The following is a 22,731-nucleotide window of genomic DNA, read 5'->3' on the forward strand; positions in this document are numbered from 1 at the left end:
TAAGATTGTTTTTAGATATAGAAAGGGAAAAAATGTGTATTTTCATTCCATTTGTTGTGCAGAGATATTTTATTCCACAAATAAAGACCTCTTTTATCCGTCTTAATTAAATAGCAGGAAAAGGGGTCAATGCTCTTTTTATTTACAACTTTCCATAAAATTAAGGTTTTTTAATATATTTTGTAACAAAAAACAGGTAGTTTTTGACACTACCAAGCACTATGAGAAGGGCAAAGAATGGAAGTCAGAAAGTGAGTGCTTACATAAGAAAGGGGACTTTTTATATGAATTTAAATGAGCAGGATTTGAAAAAAGTCAAATCCTTACATGTCATGTTGAAAATGCCGGTATGGATATTAGAAAAAGAAACAAATAAAGTTTTAAAAAGCTATAAATCAGTTTATAAGCATCCTATTTCTTATGAATTTAAAGAAAGGAATATCTCAGAAGAAGTTGTACAATTTTATAGCGGAATGTTAAATGAAATTTTTTTATGTCTGTGGTATAAGGATGTAAAAATAGTGATTGGAGCTTTTAGGGTTAACAATATTACAAGGGCAGATTTTTCTCATGTTTATAATAATCTAATGAAAGAAAGCAAAAAAATTTTAAAAGAAAACGAGTGTTGGGAATATTATGTATCGCTTCCCGTATATCCTCTGGGAGATATCAGAGATTGTTTGATTCTTCTGGGATTTTTGTTTGATATGGATTTGGAGGATGTTTATTCGAAAGGACTGCATGAGCAAGTGGCGCAAAACCAGTTGGAGTTGGTGAGAAAATCATCTGAAGACACGGTGTATGATACCTTCCGTGTGGAGCGATACACATTTGATTATGAAAATAAAATCATGAATCTTGTAAGTCAGGGCGATATTGAATTATTAAAAAGTGGCCTTGTAGAATTGGGAACAAGTGTTTTGCCAATTTTGACTAGCAGTTCTTTGAAAACAGAAAAGAATTATACGATTATTATTCTGGAAAAACTGGCATCACTGGCAATTCAGGTCGGGAAGGATATTCTTTCAGTAATCAAACTGAGAAATTATTATATTAGAAAGCTAGAGGAACAAACAGAGTTTATAGGGGTTCTGGCAACGCGAGACAGTGCGATCATCCATTTTACAAAAGAACTTCATGGGGTATCGAATCAGGCCAGAACATCCCTGATTCGATGTATCTTACAATATATTAATTTGAAAATTTATGACAATATCAAAGTTGCAGAACTTGCAAAACAGTTCTATTTATCAGAAAGTGCACTTCGTAGCAGATTTAAAGAAGAAATAGGCGTATCCATCAATGAGTATGTCAACCAGAGAAAGATTGAGGAATCAAAGATGATGATTCAGTCAGGGGTTCCGATAGGAGAAATTGCAAGGCGTTTGAGCTTCTATGATCTGTCTCATTATTACCGCACTTTTAAAAAATATACAGGTGTGACACCACAGCAATTCAGGGATACAAATATTGTGGTATAGAAATTCAGACCTGTTTTGATTGGAAAGGGAGTGATTCTTATAGAAGAATCTGAATTAAATGATTAGATAAAAGATAATCAAACACAAGAAAGGAGTAAAAAGAAATTATGATACAAAGAAAGTTAAAAAAGAAATTCTCAATGCTTTTAGCACTGATTTTAACTTTTGGAACAATGTTCTCAGGTACAATGTCTGTACATGCTGAAGAAGCTCCACAGGAAATTTTAAGTTTATCGTTTGATATGGACGAGGTAAAAGAGCCGGTTCTTGGAGATACAGTACCAGATAGTTTTAATGTTCAGCCAAATGATGGGAACAGCCTTACAGATGGTGGTGAAGTATTTGCAAGCTGGAGGGTAAAACAGGCTGACGGAAATTGGGGTTACGCAAAACCCACATCGGAAACAGTGCAGTTTGAGGCTGGAAAAGAGTATCGCTTAAGATTTGATATCCAGAACCTTAAGGCAGCAGATGGAAAAATATTTCATGATAATGTCCCTGATGTTAAAGTGAATGATATGGATGTATCTGTCGTGACGGACGATAATGTTACAGATTCTTACTATACCAAGACAGATGATACAACAGTATCATTTGCGATGTATTCAAAATCCTTTAAAATAGAAAATATACTATCGGAAGTTCCGCCAGCAGAAACACCAGAAAAAACATTTATCGTTACCAAAGACACGGATGGCTCTGAAATTGGCCGATATGACACGCTTCAGGATACACTGGGAGCTATTAACAGTGATAATAAAGATAAGTGGAATGCATATACCGTTATGGTAACCCGTGATTATACAGAAGATGACAAGGCACCAGGCATTCCTATGAATGCGACGGTCACTGTTACCTCATCTCCAGGAAATCAATTTGTGATTACGCGTGTAAACCCGGGTAAGGCGTGGTCATCAAGGCATTTTAATGTTGGCGGTGATTCGTCCCTGACGCTGAAAAATATCATCCTTGATGGAAACAATGCCATGGGAGGTATTTATTCGGATGGAGGTGTTGGAACACATACAAGGGCTACCACGATCATCTTGGATGAGGGAGCAGTTATAAGAAACTGCCTTGGGCGAGGATCTGATCCGTATACTCCGTGGTCAGGCGGAGCAATCGTTACCTTAGGTAACGGCAAAGGCGTAGTAACGACTATTAAGAAAGGTGCCGTAATCGAAAACTGTAAAAGCTCAGAAGGCTATGATGGCGGAGCAGTCTATGTAGATGAAGGTACACAGCTTAACTTAGAAGGTGGTGTTATTGAAGGCTGTGAAGCGATAGGCACTGAAGTTACAGTTGGGGGGAGTATCCGTCACAGTAATGGTGGCGCAATTATGTTACATGGTACAATGAACATGACTGGTGGCATAATTTCTAATAACAAGACAACTGCCAGTGGAGGTGGTATCGCTGTATCTGATACTGGCAGACTTTCTATAACAGGTGGAACGATTAAGGGAAATAATGGAGCGCATGGCGGTGGTATTTTCATTCAAGAAAGTACATCAGAAACTAAGATTGAAAATGTCACATTTATGAGAAATCAAGCTAAATATGGTGGAGGAGTATACCTACACAAGAATGCCGGAATAAATGTAAGTAACAGTACATTTTCCAATAATTTTGCAATACAAGGCGGTGCAATTTATACTGGAAATTCTGATTATGACAATCCGGCGGATACAGGTAAATATCAGACTGTTAAACTTGCAGGTGATGTGAGCTTCGAAAACAACTCTGCTTCATATGGACTTTACACTCCGCCTGAAAATGCAGATGAATTTACGAATCTTAAATTTTCGAAATCATCTGTGACAGGTAAAAATATCTTTCCTGTGGATTCACTTTTGACAAACTATGATATTAACTATATCAATGGGGATAAGATTGATCCAACTGAAAAGTATCAAATTCGTTTTGAGTTTAAAAGCACAACCTCAGAAAGAGATTTACCAAGCGATATATTGGATTTGCTTCCAGACCCAATAATTGGCATTAAAAAAGGCGATAAAGTAACTTTACCTATTTTTGCTGATTCTGAAATCAAGGTAGAAGATGGAAAGTGGGTATTCACAGGCTGGAAAGACAGAACAGAAATAGTAGTTAATGACAATATATTGGTAGTCGGTGAATGGAAGTTTTGCCCAAATATGAGTGTTATCAATAATGTGCCTACGATTTCAGCAAATGATGTTACATTGAATGTAGACGATAATTTCGACCCATTGTTAGACGTTAGTGCAACGGACAAAGAAGATGGCGATATTACGCTGACAAAGGATAATATTATTGCGAATGATGTAGATACTTCTAAAGCTGGTATTTATCATGTGACATATAAAGTAACTGACAAAAACGGAGCTTCTGCTGAAAAAACAATTACTGTTACAGTGGAACAAAAAACTACTAACAAACCACAACAGCCACAGAAGCCAAATAAGCCAAACAATACAACAAAGTCTGATAAACAGTCCAAAAGTCCAAAAACAGGTGATATGTCAAATATAAGTTTATTTGCTTTTATGTTTGCTGGCTCAAGTGGTGCATTAGCTGTTTTATTTGGTAAAAAGCGTAAAAGAAATAAAAATGCTTAAAAAATGTATAACAAGAAAACAAGTAGTTAATTCATGTTAAAGGACACCCAATGAGGTGTCCTTTTCAAATTTATATTATCATATCAAAGCTCATTCAATTGTGGTAAATTTGTGGTAAAATGAATATTTTTTATGTTTCAAAATTTCAGCCGGCGATTCCGGCTCAGGCAGCAAAGAAAAAATTATCTGTAAACAAGGTATATGATTCGGCCTCAGTGGTAAAAGGAAAGACGAAGAAGAAATACCAGGTTCGGATTCAGATTGGAAAGATGACTTATAAGGCAACCGCAAATAAAAAGGGAAACTACAGTGTAAAGATTCCGAAACAGGCGGCGGGCAAAACTTTAACGGTGAAGGCTTATTTTAAGAAAGGGAAGAAGTGGAAAGCCTATACAAAGAAAAAAGTTGATGTTTTGGCAAAAACCATTTCGATTAAAAGGTTCTATAAGTCTTCAAAGTATATAAAAGGATATGTAAGACCAAAGTATAAAGTAAAAGTCGTTATGAACGGAAAGACTCACAGCAAAAGGGCCAGCAGCAAAAAGGGATATTTTTCAGTGAAGATGAAAAAAGCTGCTGGAAAAGCGGCGGCGACAATTAAGGTTTACAATGCGAAAGGAAAGTTCATCAAATCCTATAAGAGAAAAGCCTATGATGCTTCACCAAGGCCCAAGTATTATCAGGACGGAAAGCCTTATACAGGGAAGATGCCCGGCCGGTCTGATCCCATTGATTTAGACGCTTTCAACAAAAAAGTAAACAGCGCCAGAAAATTTGAAGACCATTCTATTTACTCCAGATTCGACATAACAGACAGTTATTCTATTGTGTATTACGGGAATGGGGTAGGTGAAATCGGCTATACTAATTATTACTTAGATAAAAGCAACAATGAAGAGAAGATGTGGTTCTGTGCTAAGCATGGAGTGACGCTCTATTATAAGGTCTATAAGTCTGAAAACTTGAAGAATACTCCGACTCCCGGACCGTCCTATAATACTGGGATAATAATAGAAAAGGGAGAACCAGCAACCTTAATCCCTGAACGGAAAGATCCAAAAAAGAATACCGCTTCTTTACCGATCAAAATTGTCGGTTATAAAAATGGGAAGCCAGTCATGGCATCCTACTATTGTATGAAATTAAATGCGGGACGTTAAAAAGAATAATTAAGATAATAAAAACTCATATCATACGCCCAACAGCCGTATGATATGAGTTTTTTATTGTAAGGCTTTTGCCAAGTCAAATATGTTCTTATAGATTGTTGAGCTGCTGCTGTTCAATCTGCAGAAGCATTCTGTCATTTCTGGATGTGTATAGCGAGGTGTGCTGCCTTCTGATATGCTCCATCCTGCAGTGGAGGCATAAATCTTCTGATGAATTATAAATTGTCTCTCCGCATATCATACAGGGCTTTATACTGTAAATAAATTCTTCCCTCTCATCATGATAAAAATGACGGTACATGGCCTCGTCGACATCACTTACTTCTTTTGCTGCGGATTCTTTCCAAAGTCTGTAATTCTGAAATGCGTAGGACCCGGCCTCTCTGCTGATCTGGAAAACCGAGGAGACATCATCCTCATTCCGGCACTGTGCAAAATGAATGGCCATTCTGGGAGCCAGAATATTGCTTGCAAAAAAATTGGCCTGCTGTTCATTATAGGCACATTCTCTCGAATGGCCCAGCATAATATGTCCCAGTTCGTGCATGATGGAGAACCGAATCCTGAAAGGGGATTTGTTCTCATCATAGGCTATGATCCGTTTGGCTCCGTAACGGAAAGCGTCTTCCGAATAATTCCTGCAGTATTGGTAAAGCCGTTCATTGATATCCCGTATATTTTGATAAGTGAAAATACGGTATCCATAGTGCCTTAAAATGCTGTAACAATCAATCGGAAATGACTGGACTTCACAGTCTCTGTAAACATCGAGTATCTTAACAAGTATATCGTGATAATTCAAATCCACCAGTCCTTTATAATTCAGATAACATCTTTATAAGTTCTAATTTTTCCTCAATAGACATTTCTTTTCCGTTTCTTGCGATCAGTGTTTTCAAATCTTCATATGATGGTTCTTTTCTGCTGTCAGAGGTCAGGAATTCATCGTCGCAGAAATACTCAGTGGTGACACCGAGTTCCTTCGAAATCTTTAATAAAACTTCTATGTCTGCCTTTCTGCTGTCTCTCTTGATCATCGAATAAATAGTCGTAGGTGCCACATTGATTTTCTTGGCCAGTTCATTGGCATTCATGTGATGTTCCTGCAGTAACAGCTCCAACTTTGCTCCAATTCCCATAAAATATACCGCCTTTCTAATAGAAAGAATAGCATAATAAAAACCAGAAGTAAATAAAAAAATATGCAAATGCGTATAATCATCTTGACATATAACTCGTATGCGTATATCATATCAATATAAGATACGCAAACGAGTAATATCAGGAGGTGAGCTGTTGCCATATTTAAATTTAAAAACTGAATTAAAAAAAACAAATATTACAAACGAAGAAATTGCACATGTATTGAGGCTACGGACAGAAGACGTGCTGGACAAACTGGAAGGCTCAGGGAGATTCACCATCGGAGAAGCAATGCTTCTGAAAAAAAGGTATTTCTCCCGGATGCCGCTGGAATATCTGTTTGTACATACAGCATCTAAGCCGTAACAATTTTACTTTTTATATTAATGAGTATAGAACGTTTGTTTGGAAAAGGCAATAGGCATAATAGACAAAATTTAGAGAGGAGTACTATGTTTGACTTTCAGACCGAAAAGGGAAAAACTGACGCAGTTATCAGCATTTTGCTGCATCACTATACAAAGGAGCAGTTATCAGAATTTTATGGAATTTCCATAAGAATAATCAATGAGTGGATCGGGGCATACCGGAGCAGAGCGGCGGCTGAGATCAGAGACAGGCAGATCCGCTTTAACGGAAGAGCCGTAAATAAGATGAGGCCTCTTGTGACCGTTTACAGACCGACATCCGGAGCAATGTATATAGGATGGAAACACATCAGATAAAGAAAAGAGGGATTGATTTGACAGAAAAGGAATTGGGTCAGATGCATTATCTGAACAGGGAAATTGAGAAACTGAATGAGGAACTCAGCTGGATGGAATGTAAGAGTAAGATAAAGTCACCGCTGCTGACGGGGATGCCGTTTGGGACCGAGGTCAGCGACAAGACAGCAGACTATGCGGTGCGAATGGAGGAGATCAGAGAGCTGATCGACCTGTCCCTTAAAAAACTTCTGCACACAAGGGCAGAAATTGAGCGGTTTCTGCAGGAGGTTGAAGATCCGGAACTCAGGCTTATTATACGGCTTCGTTCCATCAATAATCTCGGATGGCAGGAGATTGGGGAAGAACTTGGGATGGACAGAAGAACTGCGTCAAGGAAGTATCAGAGATTTTGTGAGGAGAAACTTGCCCGCAATGTCCCGGCTTAAAGTGATATAGTTATCATAGGAAATAAAAGATAGAAATTCATTTTAGGACAAAGTGATTTTTCTGTCTTTTATTTTTTTCTGAGGATATATGCGGGAAGGAAACTTGCCCACAATGTCCGTAGACAGAATGATATCATTATACTAGAGAAAAAAGGCAGGAGATCCCAACCTATTATTTTGGTCTTCCCGCCTTTTTCTCTATAAAGACAGGAACAGGAATTCCAGCCCCGTCATTTGTTACAGCTGTAATTACAAAAGTATTTTTAGGAGGTGTGAACGATAGAAAAATTAATTTATCAGAGATTGTGTGATTCTGCAGATCTTGTCAATCTTCTGGCAAAGTATAATGGGAAACCGGCAATTTTTCAGAGAAGGGCTCCAGATGATTCAGATGAACTATGGGAAGGAGATCCCTACCCTCAGATCATATATGAAACAGAATTAAAAGAGGGGATGGAAAGAGAATTTACCGGAGGAATCCATTTACATGTGTTCTGCAAGAGCGGACAGCCGGTTAAACCAGAAGACTTTAAAAATCCGATTTTGGAGGCGATGGACTGCTGCTTTTTTTCTAAGGAAAATGTAATCTTGGGTACAAAGTGGAATCATACAGATTCAGGTGTCACAGAAAATCAGACAGCAGTGGAGGAAAGTATTTATGCCTTCGATGGAATGTTATTTACAAAGCAGGAGACGATGGAACCAGATCCTGTGACTGCATTAAACAACTGGATTAAAAAAATGTATGAAAATTCAGTTATTCTAGGCAGAGATCCACTGGAGGATATTTGGAAAGCAGAAAATAGTGAACCAACAGTATATTGCAGATTAGAAAGTCTGGTCCCAGGGCCTTATAAAGATACATGGTACAGTTCCTGGATTACTGCTGGCATCCGGGTACATATTATAGCAGAGCAGAGTAAAAAACTATCTATAATACGTGAGATCAGCGAACAACTGGCGGGGACAGAGAAACTGACGATGAGTGATGGCGGGCCTTTGCTTATTATGAAAGTAAATTATAATGATACACTCAATCCGCTGAAACACCGGCAGTTTTTTATTGAGTGCCAATATGGTGTTACGCCGAAAGAAGAAGAAAAGCAACCGATTCGCAGTATTGATATTCAGGAGGGATAATATTGAAAACACAGATGAAATACAGCGCAGAAGAGTTTGCTTCCAATCCGGAAGTTCTTGCAGCATCTGAAGATCTTATCAGAGCTGCTTTTTCTTTTACCGGAACTGAGGAAGCAACAGAAAAAGAAGCCAAAAAGATAGTCAAAGAGTTTAAAAATAAGGAGGTACATTAGATTATGGGAGGAACATATCAGGCAGGAGAAGAAAAAGTAAGACCTGGAGTTTACAGAAGATATACAACTCAGGATAAAAAACTGGTTGCAGGGGCTATGACAGGAGTTTTTGCAATCCCTGTAAAGGCCGACTTCGGCCCTGTTGGAACTGTGACAATCCATACCAAACAGGACAGTGTGAAAGAAATGTATGGCATGGGAGGAACAGTGAAAGGAGCACTGAACCTTTTTGAAGGAGGAGCAGAGAAAGTCCATGTATATCGTCTTGGAACAGGAGGCACCACTGGCAAGGCAGAGCTTAAGGATACAGAAGACGCAGCGGCAGTTACTCTGGAAACAAAATATCCTTCAAATATTAAATTTGCGGTCTCATTGAAACAGAAATTAGGCAGCGAGACAAAAAAAGAATTTTTTGTTTATCAGGGAGCTGTTTTAAAAGAAAAATTTGAGTATGAAGTACCGGCTGAAGAAGATGAAGGTCAGATTCTTACTGATATTGTAAATGCAAGATCAGCAGTCTTTCATGCCGCAAAAGCAGCAGAAGGAAAAAAACTTGCAGCAGTGTCTCAGCAGGAAATCACTCCGGGAACGAATCCGACGGTCACAAATGAAGATTACAGCGCAGCGCTGGAAGCCTTTGAAGCCTATAAATGGAATATTCTTGTTACGGATACTGTTGATACAGCAGTCCATGAGCTCTTAAAGGCATATATGGAAAGATTAAAAAATAACGGTTCCATCGGCTCCTGTGTTGTAGGTGAGGGAAGCGATGTGGCATTTGAAGACCGCCTGGCACATGCAAAAGCTTTTGACTCTGAATACTTTATCTATGCGGGCAGCGGCTATGTAGATATGGAAGGAAACCGCGCAGACGGCTATGAGGCAGTCACAATGCAGGCAGGGATTATCGGAAGCACTCCATCCAACCGGTCTGTTGTACATACGTTAGTCCCGAACGCAGTGGATACTCTGGAAGTTTTGAAGAATGAGGAGTACATCGAGGCAATTAAAAATGGAATGCTTCTTCTTTCACCTAATGAAGAAGGAGAGGTCTGGTTTGACAGCGGTGTCAACACACTGACAACCTTAAATGAAAATCAGGATGCAGGATGGAAAAAGATCCGCCGTACAATGACAAGATATGAAATGTTTGACCGGATTGACAGGACCATTACGCCGCTGGTCGGCAGAGTTAACTGTGATTCCGATGGCATTTCCAATGTGGTGAAAGTGGCACAGGATGTTTTGATTGCAATGGTGAGCGAAGGAAAACTGATGGACGGTGCTAACTTCTATGAAGATCCGGAACAGCCTCACGGCCCGGATAATGCCCACTTTATTATTGAGGCATCCGATATTGACAGCTTAGAAAAGATTTACTTGAACTATCAGTTCAGTTTTTCAGGAGAATAAGGAGGAAAGAGAATGAGCGAAAAAATTGATGTACGTACAGTAATGACAGGAAATGACGGAAAATTATTTATCTACTATGGTGAAAACAACAGAACTTTTCTGGCAGAAATTAAGGACTATGAGATTAAAGCGAGTTTTGGAAGTATCGATTATCAGCCGTTGGGTGATGTCCAGGAGTACTCAATTCCTAATAAGGTCAAATTTACCTTGACTTTTTCAGGGGCAGTAGTGAGAGACGACGTTTTGATGGCTCCAATTTTGAAAAGTCTGAAAGACGATGGTAAGATACCGTCTTATGATTTCCAAAGTACAGCGACACGTACCTTGGATAACAAAGAACAGAAATTAACACTCAGGGATTGTATTCCAAACGGAGACTTCGACATTATGACTTTAAAGGCAGGCGAAGTGATCACCAGACAGCAGAGCTTTACGATTAATAGTATTCCACAATTTGAAGATATTTTATCAATCAGTAAATAGGAGAGGAGATTACAAGATGGAAAATGTAGCAGAAAGAAACAGTATGCAGAATATCGAGGTAACAAAGGACAATGAGATGGATTTAGTACAGGGGCTTTTGTCTGCCGCTGATTTTAGAACAGATGACGAAATGCAGACGGAAATTCAGATTAAACGAAAAGGAAAGCTGTTCTTCTCTTTTAAAATCCGTCCATTAAGCGAAGAAGAGTTACTGAATGCACGAAGAAAATCAGTGGTAAAGATGGCAAATCCTAATAATCCAAAATTACCTCCGATTGAAAAAGAAGTAAAAATAGAAGAATTTACCGCATGGAAAATCTATCTGGCAACTGTGGATAGAGAAAATGTATGGGAAAATCCGGCGGTGATGAATGGACTTGAAAGAAAAGGTTTTTCTGTACTGCAGGGAATTGATGTCATCAATACTGTGCTGAGAGCCGGAGAAAAAGATGCCATTGATGATCAGATTGATAAACTGAGCGGATTCTATGATTCCGAAGTGACTGTGGAGGACTACGCAAAAAACTAATTGAGGCTAGTCCGCTAGCCTGGAAGCTACATTACATCTGGCAGAAACAGGGAAAACTGCCCTCAGAAATCCTCGGTTTAAGCCGGGGAGAGAGGGCATTTGTCCTTGCCTCCACAGAGATAGAATTGGAAAATCTTATAAAATGGAAGGAGGAAGAGTAAATGTCTGATACAGTTGTAATCGGAATAGATAGTAACTTAATTCCTTCTGATAAAAAAAACAGGTTAAAATATGCTTCTAAATATTATAATGGGTCTTTTAGAAACAGTTCAAAGAAAAATAAGCCAGGTATAAACGCCGGAAATCTTACGTTTTCAGAGGCATTTAATATTATCTTACAAAGTGGCGGAAAAGAGAAGATTAAGTATTCGGATGTTTTTGATTATAAATCTGACCCGGAAAAAACAAATAGAGCATATGCTAAAATATTACAGGAAACAGGCGTTGCACTTGATATAGAAGATATTATTTTTTACAACAAAACTGGAATAACAGAAGCTGAATATGAACAAATGAAAGCTGGCTGGGCAGAGAAACATAAATCAGGTCAAAACCAAATGCAGAGCTTTAATTCATTGATGGAGGAGATATCAATCACTGCAGTTGATGAAATATATACAGAAGCGGCAGATAAAAAATTAGAAAAGATAGTCTTTGAATCACAGATTTATGAAAACTTTTATAAGAAAGCAGCTTATCAATCAATTCTCAAAAAAACTGAAAAAGGCTTGAAAGCAGCTGGGTTATATTCTCTTGCCACAAGCGGTTATGAAGTGCTAAGCAGTGAAGACAAAACAAAGGCTATTTTACAGGAAACCGCAGGAGGTTTCACTTCGGCATTGGTGACAAAAGGTTTATTACATGGTGCTGTAAAATTAGGATTACCTATGACAGGGGTAGGAGGAGTTGCAGTCGGTGTTACTGCTTTGGTAATATCAGCATTTGCAGAGGATTCTGTAAAAGACAAAGTAGGTGAATTATATGATTATGCAAAAGAGAATATATCTATTGAAACGAACAATGATGTCCAAACTTCTATGCCATATGATCCGTATCATATTTTTCCGGGTACAAAAGTAAAGCCTCAAAAGTCAAAAAATACTGCTTCAAGAATACCATATGATATGTATCATTCAGGTTTAAATCAGACAAGGAATAAAAACACTGTGGGAAAAGAGCAGCAAGAGAGATACTGGATAAGAGAAACGAATGACGGTCTGATCGTGGAACTTCCATTTACACAAGAGAAAGTTTTGTTAAAGAAAGAGAAGAAACCTTTATTGAATCTGGTTAAGCCCCCGGGAATGAACAACAGCAATCAATCAGATAAAAATGTTCCTGTATATAGAAGAAATGGGTCCGGTAACAGCAAGGCAAGGAAGGCTACAAAGAGAGAACAAGAAGAAGCTCTAAAGTGGGGCAAATTTGGAATGGCTATGATGATGGGATTTATGCCGGGGCCAAAAGTAAAACGCCACGCTAATGGAGGAGTTGTAAATGGAACCACTCTTAGTTATGTAGGAGAAGACGGACCAGAAGCGATCATTCCTCTCGGAAGCAAACGCAGACAAAGAGGAATGGATCTGTGGAATCAGGTAGGAGCTATGCTTGGAGTACCGGTGGATCGTAATAAACAAAAGATCTATAAGTTATCAAAAAAAGTGAAAAAATCTGCAGACTATGATGAATCCTCAATAAAAATTTCGGTTGGTAATGTTTCTGTGAATTTAAAGGGAAGCTCAGAAAATTCAGGGGAAAATCTGGACTTGCTGAAATTATTAAAAGAGCAGAGGGGGCAGATTTCAGATGAACTTTGTTCTGTAATTGCTGATGCTTTAAAAGGGGCATATAAAAATATTCCAACAGCAGTATAGGGGTTGAAATTATGCAAAGAAAGGAGGTAAAAAATGTCAGATACAATTATAATTTCAGGAGACGAAGAGGACTCTGAGAAAAAGAAAAATTCAGGAAGAAAAAAGAAATATGACATAAAGAAATATTTATCTTTATTGAATTCCTCAAACAAACAATGGATGAGAGAAGATACCTATTTTAAGGCACATAATCAGGAACTATCTAAAGAAGAAGAAAGATGGAGACAAAAAATAAAAAATGTTAGTAAAAAGAATATTATAAACCCCACAATTACTGGATTACAAAATACATTACTAAAATGGCTGAAGTATCCTTTGGTGGGTTCTCAGACATCTCCTTTTCTTAAGGAAAAAATAGAGAAACTAGAAAAAGAAGAAGACACGGGAAAGGCACTGGTAAAAGAAATATTAGGTGGGACTTTTAAAGCTGGATATAAAGGGGTAAAAACGCTCTTTCTAATAGATAGTATACCTATAGTTGATGCCTTTGTGAATGATAGACTCGATAAATTTGCAGATTATTTGGGCGATAATGTCACTGACAATAGTAGAGAGATAATGGGAGTAGAGTTCAAAGACGGAGATGTAAGGAGAAAATCAGATAAGCCAACATCAGCAGATACTGCAACATCTAATGCCTATTCGTTCAAAAAAATAGATAATAAGCCGTTAGAAAATTATGGGGATGATTTCAGTGGAAATAGAATCAGCCATGCGGATATAATTTTAGGAGCTTTATCAAGGCTGCCTACTTCAAATCCTCAGAATATCCCATATGATCAATATCATGTTTTTCCTGGGAAGAAGCAGAAAACTGGGAAATCAACTAGTGCACTTAATCAAATGCCTTATGATATGTATCATACAAATTTAAATTGGAAAAAACCAGAGTTAGATTCAAATACCAATAAAAAAAATAATTCTTCATCTCAAGATAAAGATACCTATTGGATTAAAGAAACTGCGGATGGTTTAGTTATAAGAAAACCTGGACAAAAAGAAAAAATATATAAACCAAAAAAATCACCAATTCTTCCATTGTTCCAGCCGTGGAATCCATTAGGCAATAATTCTATCGTGCCTTCACATTCAAATTATAATGGAAAACATAGTACTGGATCAAATTCGAGTAAAAGAGGTTCCACACGAAGAAAATCTAGAAATTTGTCAAAAAAAGAAAGAGAAAAAATAGCAAGAGATGCAGTACATAAATCAAAGACGGGTGCATACATTCCATTTCCTACTGCAGTAAGCCCATATGCGGATGGCGGTCTTGTAAATAAAACAACCCTTAGTTATGTCGGTGAAGACGGACCAGAGGCAATTATTCCTCTTGGAGCTAAACGCCGGCAGCGAGGTTTGGATTTATGGAATCAGGCAGGTGCTATGCTTGGAGTGCCGGGTTATGCCAACGGTGCGATCGTGGGTGCCAATCCGGGAGAGACAGTCAAGAAACCTAAAAAGAATGCAGTACATAAAGCTGGGGGCAATGGTAAAACCTCTTCAGGAAATAAAAAGTCTGGGGTAAAAGTTTCCGTAGGAAATATTTCTATCAATGTGAAAGGAAGCGGCGATGGGGCAGGAAAAAATGTAAATTTACTGCAGCTATTAAGGGCACAGAAAGGACAGGTATCAGATGAACTATGTTCTATCATAGCAGATGCTGTAGAAGGAGCCTACAAAAACATTCCTGTAGCATAATAAAAGGAGGAAAAAGTGAAGGAAGTTAGTATAAAATTATATGAGCTGGGAAATAAAAAAGAAAATATTACGATTCCCCTTCCTCCGGAAGAGCTGGAATACAAAAGTTCCTCAAGGCTTCAGGAATATGAAATTCTTGACTTAGGGAAGGTAAGTATTCCAAAAGGACGTAATTTGAGCACGATTGGATGGGAAGGAATTTTTCCGGCAATTACGAGAAAGCGTTTTGAGTTTATTCATGATGAGCTGAAACAGCCCGGTGAATATATAGAAAAGATTGAGAACTGGCGAAAAAAGCACAAAAAAGTCCAGGTCCAGATTTCTAAAACGCCTCTGAAATCAAAAACAATGTATGTGGAGGAGTTTAACTATACTATTTCTGCTGCTGGAGATTATAAATATACGATCTTATTTATAGAGGCAGCAGAATTGAAATTGAACCGTACAGTAAGAAAAAGTAAAAAGGGAACAAAGAAATATAAAGTTAAACGAAAATCAGAAACATTGCGGGATATTTCTAAAAAGTTTTATGGTGACGGATCAAAGTATCAAAGAATTTATAAAGCAAATAAGGCTCTGATTGACAAAAAGAATGCGGAGATGAAAAAAAAGGGAGAGAAAGTAAAATCTAAATATACAATTTATAGGGGACAAGTGCTTACGATTCCGCCGGCCACTTCGGCTGAAAAGAAAAAGCTTTCGATTCTTGCACTGCAGAAAGCAATTAATAAAGACAAAAAGTATGGAAAAGTGCCGACAAACGGAAAACTGGATGCTTCTACAAAAACTGTTTTGAAAAAGATATTTATCAAAGTCGGAAGCAGAGGTGAAGTTGTTAAATTTGTACAGGGAAAAGTCGGAGCAACCAAGGATGGAATCTGCGGATCTAAAACAAAAGCAAAAATTAAGAAATATCAGAAAAAACATAATTTAAGTGCGGATGGAATCGCAGGAATTGATACTTTAACCAAGATGGTTAGTTAGGAGGCAAGAATTATGAATGGAACACTTCAGAATCCTATTTACAAATGTACCATCAAAACAAAAAAGGCTGCATATAATGTCACCAATATTTTGACAGAACTTACAGTAACACAAAATCAGGATGATCTGGCTCAGGGAGTTACAATCACAATTCCAAATATTAAAGATAAAAAGAAGTATTTGTATAACAATATTACAGTCAGAGACAGCCTGGTTTTATACTGTAAGACAGGAAAAAAATATAAGGAAATTTTCCGCGGAACAATCTGGGAAAAAGATTACACCAGTGATGTAACAAAAGATTTGACACTGACTGCATATGACAGGCTGATATATCTTCAGAATACGAAAGATAACTTCTTCTTTGCAAAAGGGAAGAGTACGAAAAGTATTCTCCAGACAATCTGTAAACGATGGGGAGTGAAACTGAATTTTCAGTATAAAAACATCAAACATAAACGCACGATCATACGAGATGTAAATGTATCAGATGCGATTATTGCGGTGCTGAATGAAGTGAAAAAGAAAACTGGCACAAAATATGTGATCTCTTTTGAAAAAGGGGCTTTGACAGTTAAAAAACGGGGGACCAATTCTAAGATTTATACAATTAACAGCAAAGAGTCAGCCCTTACGGAAAACACGAAAGTTACTATGGATGGCGTTATCACGAAGGTTGCTATTTACAGAGAACAAGAATCTCAGTCGACAAAGGAACAGCCGCCTAAGAAAGTAACAGTTGTGAAAGGTGATACCAAAAAGTATGGTACTTTACAAGAGATTATTATGCGGGATTCAGATGATAAAAAAGCAGTGCATGCAAAGAAAGAAGCAAAAGAAATCCTGAAGGAACATGGGAAGCCCAAATATGAGCGGACTTTAGAAGCAGTCAATAATCCTTATATCAGAAAAGGACATAAAATTAAGAGCAATGCGGGGGCCCTGGAGGGGTACTATATTGTTGTTGGTGTTGAGCATGATTGTCTGAATGGAAAAATGAAATTGGAGGTAGAAAAATAATGGCTGCAAAAGGAAGTGTCAGACTGGCTGCTATCCTGCAGAAAAGAATGGGGAAAGTTAAAGATTTCGGCTATTCGCCGACAGCAGAACTTGGAACTATAACATCTAAGGGACTAATACTTGACAGTTTTCCTAAAGATGTTATGGGAAAAGATGAGTATGCTGTCTGCAGTTTTGATACTGCTGAGGCAGCAGGAGGGCAGAAAAATATATTAAAGGATAAAGACAGAGTGGTTGTCCTCTGGGCAGATGAAACACCGGTAGTGATTGGGAAAATTTCCAAAGGATAAGAATAAGAGGTGATAAAATGGATAATCTTTTTCCGGAAGATTTTGAAGAGGAAGAATTAGAACTGGATGAAATAGATGACGGACAGGATGAAGAAGCGATTGGATATAAAAAAAGTATTTACTTTGACGAAAACTTGGGTGACTTCAAAAGAGACGGAACAAAAAAACTGGTAGAAGCCGACGGAGTGGATGCATGGATTCAGTGGTGTATGAAAGTACTGAAAACGAAACGATATGTTTGTCAGGCTTACAGTGATGATATTGGAATAGATATCGAGAGTGTTTTTCAGGCAGAGTCTCGAAAAGAGGCAGAAAGCATTTTAGAAAACGAGATTACAGAAGCTTTGGAAGCAGATCCATATCAGAGGACGGATATGGTAAAATCAGTAACATTTCAATGGAAGAATGCCGATTCGCTGGAAGTTACCTGCAATGTACTCGGAATTGATTCAAATGAGATTGAACTAAACACAACGATTGAGAGGTAGGAAGGAGGATACAGATGGACGAAGAACTTTTAGAGACGATAGATGAGGAAGAATTAGAAGAGGATGATTTTGTAGTTCCGTCATTTCTAGATAATTCCAGTGAAGAAGAAATACATAAAAAGATGCTGGATTATCTTCCGGATGATATTGATAAATCAGAAGGCGGATATGTTTACGATCTTACAAAACCAACCGCGATAGAAGTTTCTAGAATGAAGGAATTTGAATTAGTAGAAGCACTGAAGCTAATCTGGCCAAGATATGCAGAAGGTGCTTTTCTTGATTATCACGCAGAGACAAGGGGGATTCAGCGGAAAGAGGCTATGAATGCCGCCGGAATTTTACATATTACAGGAACTTTAGGTACTGTAATCCCAGAGGGAAGTATTTTTACTACGGAGAGCATCAATGATGAACCTGAGAAAGAGTATGAAACGCTGGAAGAAGCCACGATAACCGCAGAAGATGGTGTCGATGTAAAGATTCAATGTACAGAGGCTGGATTAAACGGAAATAGCGCCAAAAATACAGTGAATTTGGAAGAAGATATCATCGAAGGAATTGCAGAGGTTACAAACCCTGAACCGATCATCGGAGGAGCAGAAGAGGAAGACGATGAAAGCCTGAGAGAAAGAATTATGGAATATGACCAGTCTCAGGGAGATTCTTTTGTTGGAAATGTCAGTGATTATAAACGCTGGGCCTTGTCAGTAGAAGGTGTGGATACTGCAATTGTTTTCAGTCCTGAAGACAACAGCGGAAAAGTAAAGATTGTGATTACGCCTGCAAATGATGAATTAAATATACAGGAATTAAAAGATAAAGTGACCAATTACATTATGAGTCCGGACAATCCGGAAAATCGTCTGGCGCCGGTCAATGCCAAAGTGGAAGTAGTTACTCCGGATAATCTGATCATCAACATTAACGCAGCCGTTGAACTGAAAGCGGGGGCAGAACTCACAACCGTAACAGATATATTTAGAAAGGCTGTGAATAATTATCTTAAAGCGACAGTAAATGAAGGAAAGATCAGGTACACTCAAATTTCTAATATACTGGGTGATACAGAGGGCGTCTATGACTATTCTGGTCTTGTAATCAGTAAAGACGGAGATGCGGAAGGAAAGACAGATAATATTGCAGTAGATCCAAATGTTATTCCTGAGGCAGCCGTTACTTTGAGCCTGGCTGAAAGCAGTAATTAGGGGAGGGTCTCGTATGTACAATAAAACGGAATTAATGGATAAAATACTGACCAGCCCGGAAGCACAAAAAATTATGGATTTTGTAAGTCCGGTTTATGGAGAAGCTTACAGTGCACTGCATTTATTTAACTGTATCGGATGTGTATTAGATGAGTTAGATGAATTCCCTGATACTTTTAGGGATCAGCTTTCAGTTAAGACTGCGGATTTATGGTCTCTGGATTATTGGGAAAAACAATATGGAATTGTTCCTGATTTAGATGCCACAGAAGAAGATCGAAGGAGAAATCTTCTGGAAAAAATGGGTCGGAGATTTAATAATCCAAAAAGGATTGAGGACGTTCTCACTTCAATGCTGGGACATAAAGTTGAGGTGAAAGAGAACACGGGGGAGAACCAGTTTAGTGTTCTTGTGAGAGGATATGTACAGGATTTGAAACCTGCAAAATCATTTCTTGACAGAGTGAAACCGGCACATCTTATTTATGAGCTGAAAGTTTCAGAAGTCATTGAGGCAGTAGTAAACATTTACTATGGAATGTGTATTTCGGAACATGAATTTTATAAAGTAGAAGTGTTATAAAGAGACAACATCGGCACATGGCTTCAATGGAAGGCAGTGATCGGTCATTAAAAAGATTTAAAGCAGAGGTGAAGTAATGGATATATGGGAAAATGCGTCTTTGACAGAAAAAGGTGCAGATTTACAAAATAAATTGATAAATGGAGAAACATTAAAAATTACAAAAGTAAAGACAGGTGCGGGAAAGGTTTCTGCAATGTATCTCAGACAGCAAACAGAGGTTGCCAACCCCGTACAAGAGTTAACAATACAGCCGGCTACAATTGCAGATGATAATATCATTATTCCAGTATTGCTTGATAATATTGGTTTGACGGAGAGTTATGAGTTGTGGCAGGTAGGATTTTATGCAGAAGACCCTGACGAAGGAGAAATTTTGTACTGTATTGCTCAGGCAGCAAAGGGAAAAGATATCCCCACAGAACAGGAGAGTCCGGGCTACTCGATTGTATGGAATTTCCATTTTAAAAATTCAGAAGAGAATCCATTTGAGTTAAGTATTACTCCAGCAGGATTAACTTCAATGAGGACATTTCAAGAGCATGCAAATAATGTTGATATACATGTAACTCTGGAAGAAAAAAATATATTTAGTGATAAATATACAAAGGCAGAGATTGACAATAAGTTTTCAGCATTTGAGACAAATATAGATTGGAAAGAAGCGGTAGATACATACACTGATATTCTGGAAATGTATCCGAAACCTCAGGATGGATGGACAGTAAATGTCAAGGATACAGACTATACATATAGATTTAATGGGACAGACTGGGTTGCAATTAGTTCTAATTCGATTCCAAATGCAACCTCAGAACTGAATGGTTTAATGACAAAAGAGCAGGCGGCAGTTTTAAATAAGCTGGATAATGCAGTGGGAAGCTTACAAAATTTAACGACAGGTGAAAAACAGAATCTGGTAGGAGCTGTAAATGAAGTTAAGAGTCAGGTTACACAGCTAAATTCGGATTTGGATAATATAGCAACAGAAGTAAAGACGGTTAATAATACTTTTGGATATGGTACTTTTTCTAATGGCTACGTGTCAATAGGGAAAACAGTTTGCGTGTCGTTTCAGGTGTTACTTGCAACCAATATTGCTGCCGGAAAAGTTTTATGTAGTGGCCTACCGAAACCACTTTCTGAATTAGCAATAATAAATGTATACGATAGTTCAGCATCTACTTATTCACGCGCAAAGGTAACTTATGATGGAGCAGTCTATGTAGAAACTACACATAATTCTGGGGCTTCACTACTGATTAACGGCTCATATGTAGCAAAATAAATCTGAATTTAGCTGTCAAACTGAATATTTTTATTTTAATTCTTTTAAGGCCATACTAAGTGGTCTTTTTTATATAGAAAGGAGCTTTATGTTTGAACAAATTTTAGCAATCTGTGGCGGAATCAGCATTATAGGCGGCGCCGGTGCAGTCATATATAAAATTATACATCCGGCATTTAAATTCAGTAACCGGGTTGAACTTCTAGAAGCACACTCGGAGAATGATTACCGCCGCTTAAAGAAATTGGAAGAAATGCAGCGTCAGCAGTCAAAATGTTTGGCTGCAATGCTGAACCACCAAATTACCGGAAACGGTATTGATAATATGAAAAAAATAAGAGACGAGCTTTTAGAAAGCATTATTGAAAAATAGAAAGGAGTACATAAGTATGAGTTTAGATTTTATATCACAATATTATATTTCTATTGTATTGGCTGCATGCCTGGCTGTTGGTTATGTGATTAAAAAATCTCTGGATTTTATACCAAACAAATATATTCCATTAATCCTTGTGGTTCTGGGAGCAGTTCTTGGATGTATTACAGAAGAAACAGTATCAATGGAGTCCATTGTATATGGTGCAATTACTGGTTTGGCAAGTACTGGTCTGCACCAAACTTTTACGAGAATGATGGAAGGTGTGGATACCGGGGCATCAGAAGAGAATAAAAAGGAAGATGGAGGCGGTCAGAATGGGAAGCTATAATATAAGCGCAGGTCATAACCCACCAGGGAAAGTAGCATGCGGGGCATGTGGGTTGTTAGATGAATCCAGAGAAAATCGGTTAATTACAAAAGAAGTCATCAGACTTTTAAAATCCTATGCACAAAAAGTTTATGACTGCACATGTAATAATGGCAAAAGTCAATCGGATGTTTTAAAAAAGATTGTTGAAAAATGTAATAAAAGAAGCGTAATTCTTGATATTTCCATACATTTGAATTCAGGAAGAAATGATCCTAAGGGAGATCAGAAGGCAGCTGGATGTGAAATATATTGTTCGGCAGATATCGGTATAAAGAAAGAAGTGTCAAAACAAATCCGAAAAAATATGGTTAAACTTGGATTTCTGGATCGGGGGACGAAAACAACAAACAATCTTTATTATCTAAATCATACGGTTAATAAAGCAATTTTAGTAGAAGTATGTTTTGTTGATGACAAAGATGATTACGAGATTTATAAAAAGATTGGATATAAAAAAATTGCAGAGGCTATTGCGAAAGGGATTATTATGGAAGATATTGATAATAAAACATCAAAAAAAGCAAGTAATGAATCTAAAATTAAAATAGGAAAAGTAATTACTAAGAAGGACCCCTTAAGGCTGAGAAACAAAGCATCTTTAATGGGAAAAATTATTTATAGGATGCCGAAAGGGGCTAAGGTAGAAGTTTTAAGTGAAAAAAATAAATGGTATAAGGTCACTTATAATGGACGTACAGGTTACTGCAGTTCAAAATATATAAAAATATTACAATGATCCAGTAAGGGAATTGTTTTGTGGGTAAAATTCTGTGTTATAATTTAGTTACAACAATACGATGATTCGGAGGGAGAGAGATGATTTGTCAGAATTGTGGTAAAGAGAACAGGGAGGATGCTCTGTACTGTGAATGGTGCGGCGTAAAGCTGGAGGTTCTAAATGAAAAGGATCAGCAGTTTCGTTTGTTTCTGAGCAGGAAAGAGCAGAATTCCGGTATCTTTTGGAGTGTTGTAACACTTTTCTATGCATGGTTAGCATTAAGTTATTGGTTTGTCTGGTTTGGAGCCATTTATAATGTAGTCGTTATTATTTTAAGGTTTGTGCAGGCGGAAAAAGTGAAAAATTCATCTGTAGATCTGGTGCAGTCTTATCAGAATAAGAAGAAGCTTCTCATCGTAACGCTCATTGTAAACGTGTTAATCGGATGGTTTCCGGTGGCTCTCGCAGGGTATTGGAACGATAAGACCAAGATAAACTATGTGATGAAAAATCCTGAGTTTGTAAAACAGTGACAGGAAAACAA

General features: G+C 37.7%; 26 protein-coding genes. 24 read left to right on the forward strand and 2 right to left on the reverse strand.

The window, feature by feature from the left end:
• Positions 1-284: 284 nt before the first annotated feature.
• The 3 genes from DWV34_RS11945 to DWV34_RS11955 all read left to right on the forward strand — a co-directional run bounded on the left by DWV34_RS11945 (position 285) and on the right by DWV34_RS11955 (position 5,241).
• Positions 285-1,481 (forward strand): YSIRK-targeted surface antigen transcriptional regulator, encoded by a 1,197-nt coding sequence (locus DWV34_RS11945; protein WP_118476299.1) that lies wholly within the window; start codon positions 285-287, stop codon positions 1,479-1,481.
• A gap of 107 nt (positions 1,482-1,588) precedes the next feature.
• Positions 1,589-4,081 carry an SHIRT domain-containing protein gene (locus DWV34_RS11950; protein ID WP_118476301.1) on the forward strand — a complete coding sequence of 831 codons (2,493 nt, stop codon included), beginning with the start codon at positions 1,589-1,591 and terminating at the stop codon, positions 4,079-4,081.
• A 119-nt stretch (positions 4,082-4,200) separates the two neighbouring features.
• Positions 4,201-5,241 carry an Ig-like domain-containing protein gene (locus tag DWV34_RS11955; protein WP_118476303.1) on the forward strand — a complete coding sequence of 347 codons (1,041 nt, stop codon included), beginning with the start codon at positions 4,201-4,203 and terminating at the stop codon, positions 5,239-5,241.
• A gap of 97 nt (positions 5,242-5,338) precedes the next feature.
• Here the strand turns inward: DWV34_RS11955 and DWV34_RS11960 are convergent, their stop codons facing one another.
• Together DWV34_RS11960 and DWV34_RS11965 are read right to left on the reverse strand one after the other, a co-directional pair.
• Positions 5,339-6,058 carry an ImmA/IrrE family metallo-endopeptidase gene (locus tag DWV34_RS11960; protein WP_118476305.1) on the reverse strand — a complete coding sequence of 240 codons (720 nt, stop codon included), beginning with the start codon at positions 6,056-6,058 and terminating at the stop codon, positions 5,339-5,341.
• A gap of 7 nt (positions 6,059-6,065) precedes the next feature.
• Positions 6,066-6,389 carry a helix-turn-helix transcriptional regulator gene (locus DWV34_RS11965; protein ID WP_006566126.1) on the reverse strand — a complete coding sequence of 108 codons (324 nt, stop codon included), beginning with the start codon at positions 6,387-6,389 and terminating at the stop codon, positions 6,066-6,068.
• Positions 6,390-6,546: 157 nt separating this feature from the next.
• Between DWV34_RS11965 and DWV34_RS11970 the strand changes: the two genes are divergently transcribed.
• The 21 genes from DWV34_RS11970 (at position 6,547) to DWV34_RS12065 (ending at position 22,720) form a co-directional block, all read left to right on the forward strand.
• Entirely contained in the window at positions 6,547-6,759 is a 213-nt protein-coding gene (locus DWV34_RS11970) for a hypothetical protein (protein ID WP_039946309.1), read from the forward strand.
• Between the two features lie 86 nt (positions 6,760-6,845).
• Positions 6,846-7,118 (forward strand): hypothetical protein, encoded by a 273-nt coding sequence (locus tag DWV34_RS11975; RefSeq protein ID WP_022260713.1) that lies wholly within the window; start codon positions 6,846-6,848, stop codon positions 7,116-7,118.
• On the forward strand, positions 7,100-7,546 hold the full coding sequence (locus tag DWV34_RS11980) for a sigma-70 family RNA polymerase sigma factor (RefSeq protein ID WP_118476309.1): 447 nt from the start codon (positions 7,100-7,102) through the stop codon (positions 7,544-7,546). The genes DWV34_RS11975 and DWV34_RS11980 overlap by 19 nt, the downstream gene beginning before the upstream one ends.
• Positions 7,547-7,999: 453 nt before the next feature.
• Positions 8,000-8,686, forward strand: coding sequence for a hypothetical protein (locus DWV34_RS11985; RefSeq protein WP_147342257.1), 687 nt, complete (start codon positions 8,000-8,002; stop codon positions 8,684-8,686).
• Between the two features lie 2 nt (positions 8,687-8,688).
• Complete coding sequence (locus DWV34_RS17200) at positions 8,689-8,859, forward strand: hypothetical protein (protein WP_158565688.1); 171 nt, start codon at positions 8,689-8,691, stop codon at positions 8,857-8,859.
• Between the two features lie 3 nt (positions 8,860-8,862).
• Positions 8,863-10,272, forward strand: a complete 1,410-nt coding sequence (locus DWV34_RS11990; RefSeq protein WP_118476314.1) for a phage tail sheath subtilisin-like domain-containing protein — start codon at positions 8,863-8,865, stop codon at positions 10,270-10,272.
• Between the two features lie 12 nt (positions 10,273-10,284).
• A complete protein-coding gene (locus DWV34_RS11995) occupies positions 10,285-10,755 on the forward strand; it encodes a hypothetical protein (protein ID WP_118476317.1) in 471 nt (156 codons plus the stop codon).
• Positions 10,756-10,771: 16 nt separating this feature from the next.
• Complete coding sequence (locus DWV34_RS12000; RefSeq protein WP_227051713.1) at positions 10,772-11,284, forward strand: phage tail assembly chaperone; 513 nt, start codon at positions 10,772-10,774, stop codon at positions 11,282-11,284.
• 161 nt (positions 11,285-11,445) lie between these two features.
• The gene (locus DWV34_RS12005; RefSeq protein ID WP_118476320.1) at positions 11,446-13,158 is read left to right on the forward strand and encodes a hypothetical protein; all 1,713 of its coding nucleotides are present in this window, start codon (positions 11,446-11,448) and stop codon (positions 13,156-13,158) included.
• Between the two features lie 33 nt (positions 13,159-13,191).
• A complete protein-coding gene (locus DWV34_RS17730; protein ID WP_233444300.1) occupies positions 13,192-14,859 on the forward strand; it encodes a hypothetical protein in 1,668 nt (555 codons plus the stop codon).
• Positions 14,860-14,874: 15 nt separating this feature from the next.
• Positions 14,875-15,843 (forward strand): PGRP and LysM peptidoglycan-binding domain-containing protein, encoded by a 969-nt coding sequence (locus tag DWV34_RS12015; RefSeq protein ID WP_118476322.1) that lies wholly within the window; start codon positions 14,875-14,877, stop codon positions 15,841-15,843.
• Positions 15,844-15,855: 12 nt separating this feature from the next.
• The gene (locus DWV34_RS12020; protein ID WP_118476324.1) at positions 15,856-16,863 is read left to right on the forward strand and encodes an XkdQ/YqbQ family protein; all 1,008 of its coding nucleotides are present in this window, start codon (positions 15,856-15,858) and stop codon (positions 16,861-16,863) included.
• On the forward strand, positions 16,824-17,153 hold the full coding sequence (locus DWV34_RS12025; protein WP_147342258.1) for a hypothetical protein: 330 nt from the start codon (positions 16,824-16,826) through the stop codon (positions 17,151-17,153). Before DWV34_RS12020 ends, DWV34_RS12025 begins: the two co-directional genes overlap by 40 nt.
• 17 nt (positions 17,154-17,170) lie before the next feature.
• Entirely contained in the window at positions 17,171-17,641 is a 471-nt protein-coding gene (locus DWV34_RS12030) for a DUF2634 domain-containing protein (protein ID WP_118476328.1), read from the forward strand.
• Positions 17,642-17,655: 14 nt separating this feature from the next.
• Entirely contained in the window at positions 17,656-18,849 is a 1,194-nt protein-coding gene (locus tag DWV34_RS12035) for a baseplate J/gp47 family protein (protein ID WP_118476330.1), read from the forward strand.
• 13 nt (positions 18,850-18,862) lie between these two features.
• Positions 18,863-19,432, forward strand: coding sequence for a putative phage tail protein (locus DWV34_RS12040; protein ID WP_118476332.1), 570 nt, complete (start codon positions 18,863-18,865; stop codon positions 19,430-19,432).
• Between the two features lie 76 nt (positions 19,433-19,508).
• A complete protein-coding gene (locus tag DWV34_RS17415) occupies positions 19,509-20,720 on the forward strand; it encodes a hypothetical protein (protein WP_187115099.1) in 1,212 nt (403 codons plus the stop codon).
• Positions 20,721-20,808: 88 nt separating this feature from the next.
• Positions 20,809-21,093 (forward strand): CTP synthase, encoded by a 285-nt coding sequence (locus DWV34_RS12050; RefSeq protein ID WP_118476334.1) that lies wholly within the window; start codon positions 20,809-20,811, stop codon positions 21,091-21,093.
• Between the two features lie 16 nt (positions 21,094-21,109).
• A complete protein-coding gene (locus DWV34_RS12055) occupies positions 21,110-21,427 on the forward strand; it encodes a phage holin family protein (RefSeq protein ID WP_118476336.1) in 318 nt (105 codons plus the stop codon).
• Positions 21,414-22,205 (forward strand): N-acetylmuramoyl-L-alanine amidase, encoded by a 792-nt coding sequence (locus DWV34_RS12060; protein WP_147510136.1) that lies wholly within the window; start codon positions 21,414-21,416, stop codon positions 22,203-22,205. Before DWV34_RS12055 ends, DWV34_RS12060 begins: the two co-directional genes overlap by 14 nt.
• Positions 22,206-22,285: 80 nt before the next feature.
• The gene (locus DWV34_RS12065; RefSeq protein WP_009290573.1) at positions 22,286-22,720 is read left to right on the forward strand and encodes a zinc ribbon domain-containing protein; all 435 of its coding nucleotides are present in this window, start codon (positions 22,286-22,288) and stop codon (positions 22,718-22,720) included.
• Positions 22,721-22,731 lie beyond the last annotated feature (11 nt).

This window comes from Anaerostipes sp. AF04-45 (assembly GCF_003461725.1).
In the GTDB taxonomy this organism is placed as follows: domain Bacteria; phylum Bacillota; class Clostridia; order Lachnospirales; family Lachnospiraceae; genus Anaerostipes; species Anaerostipes caccae.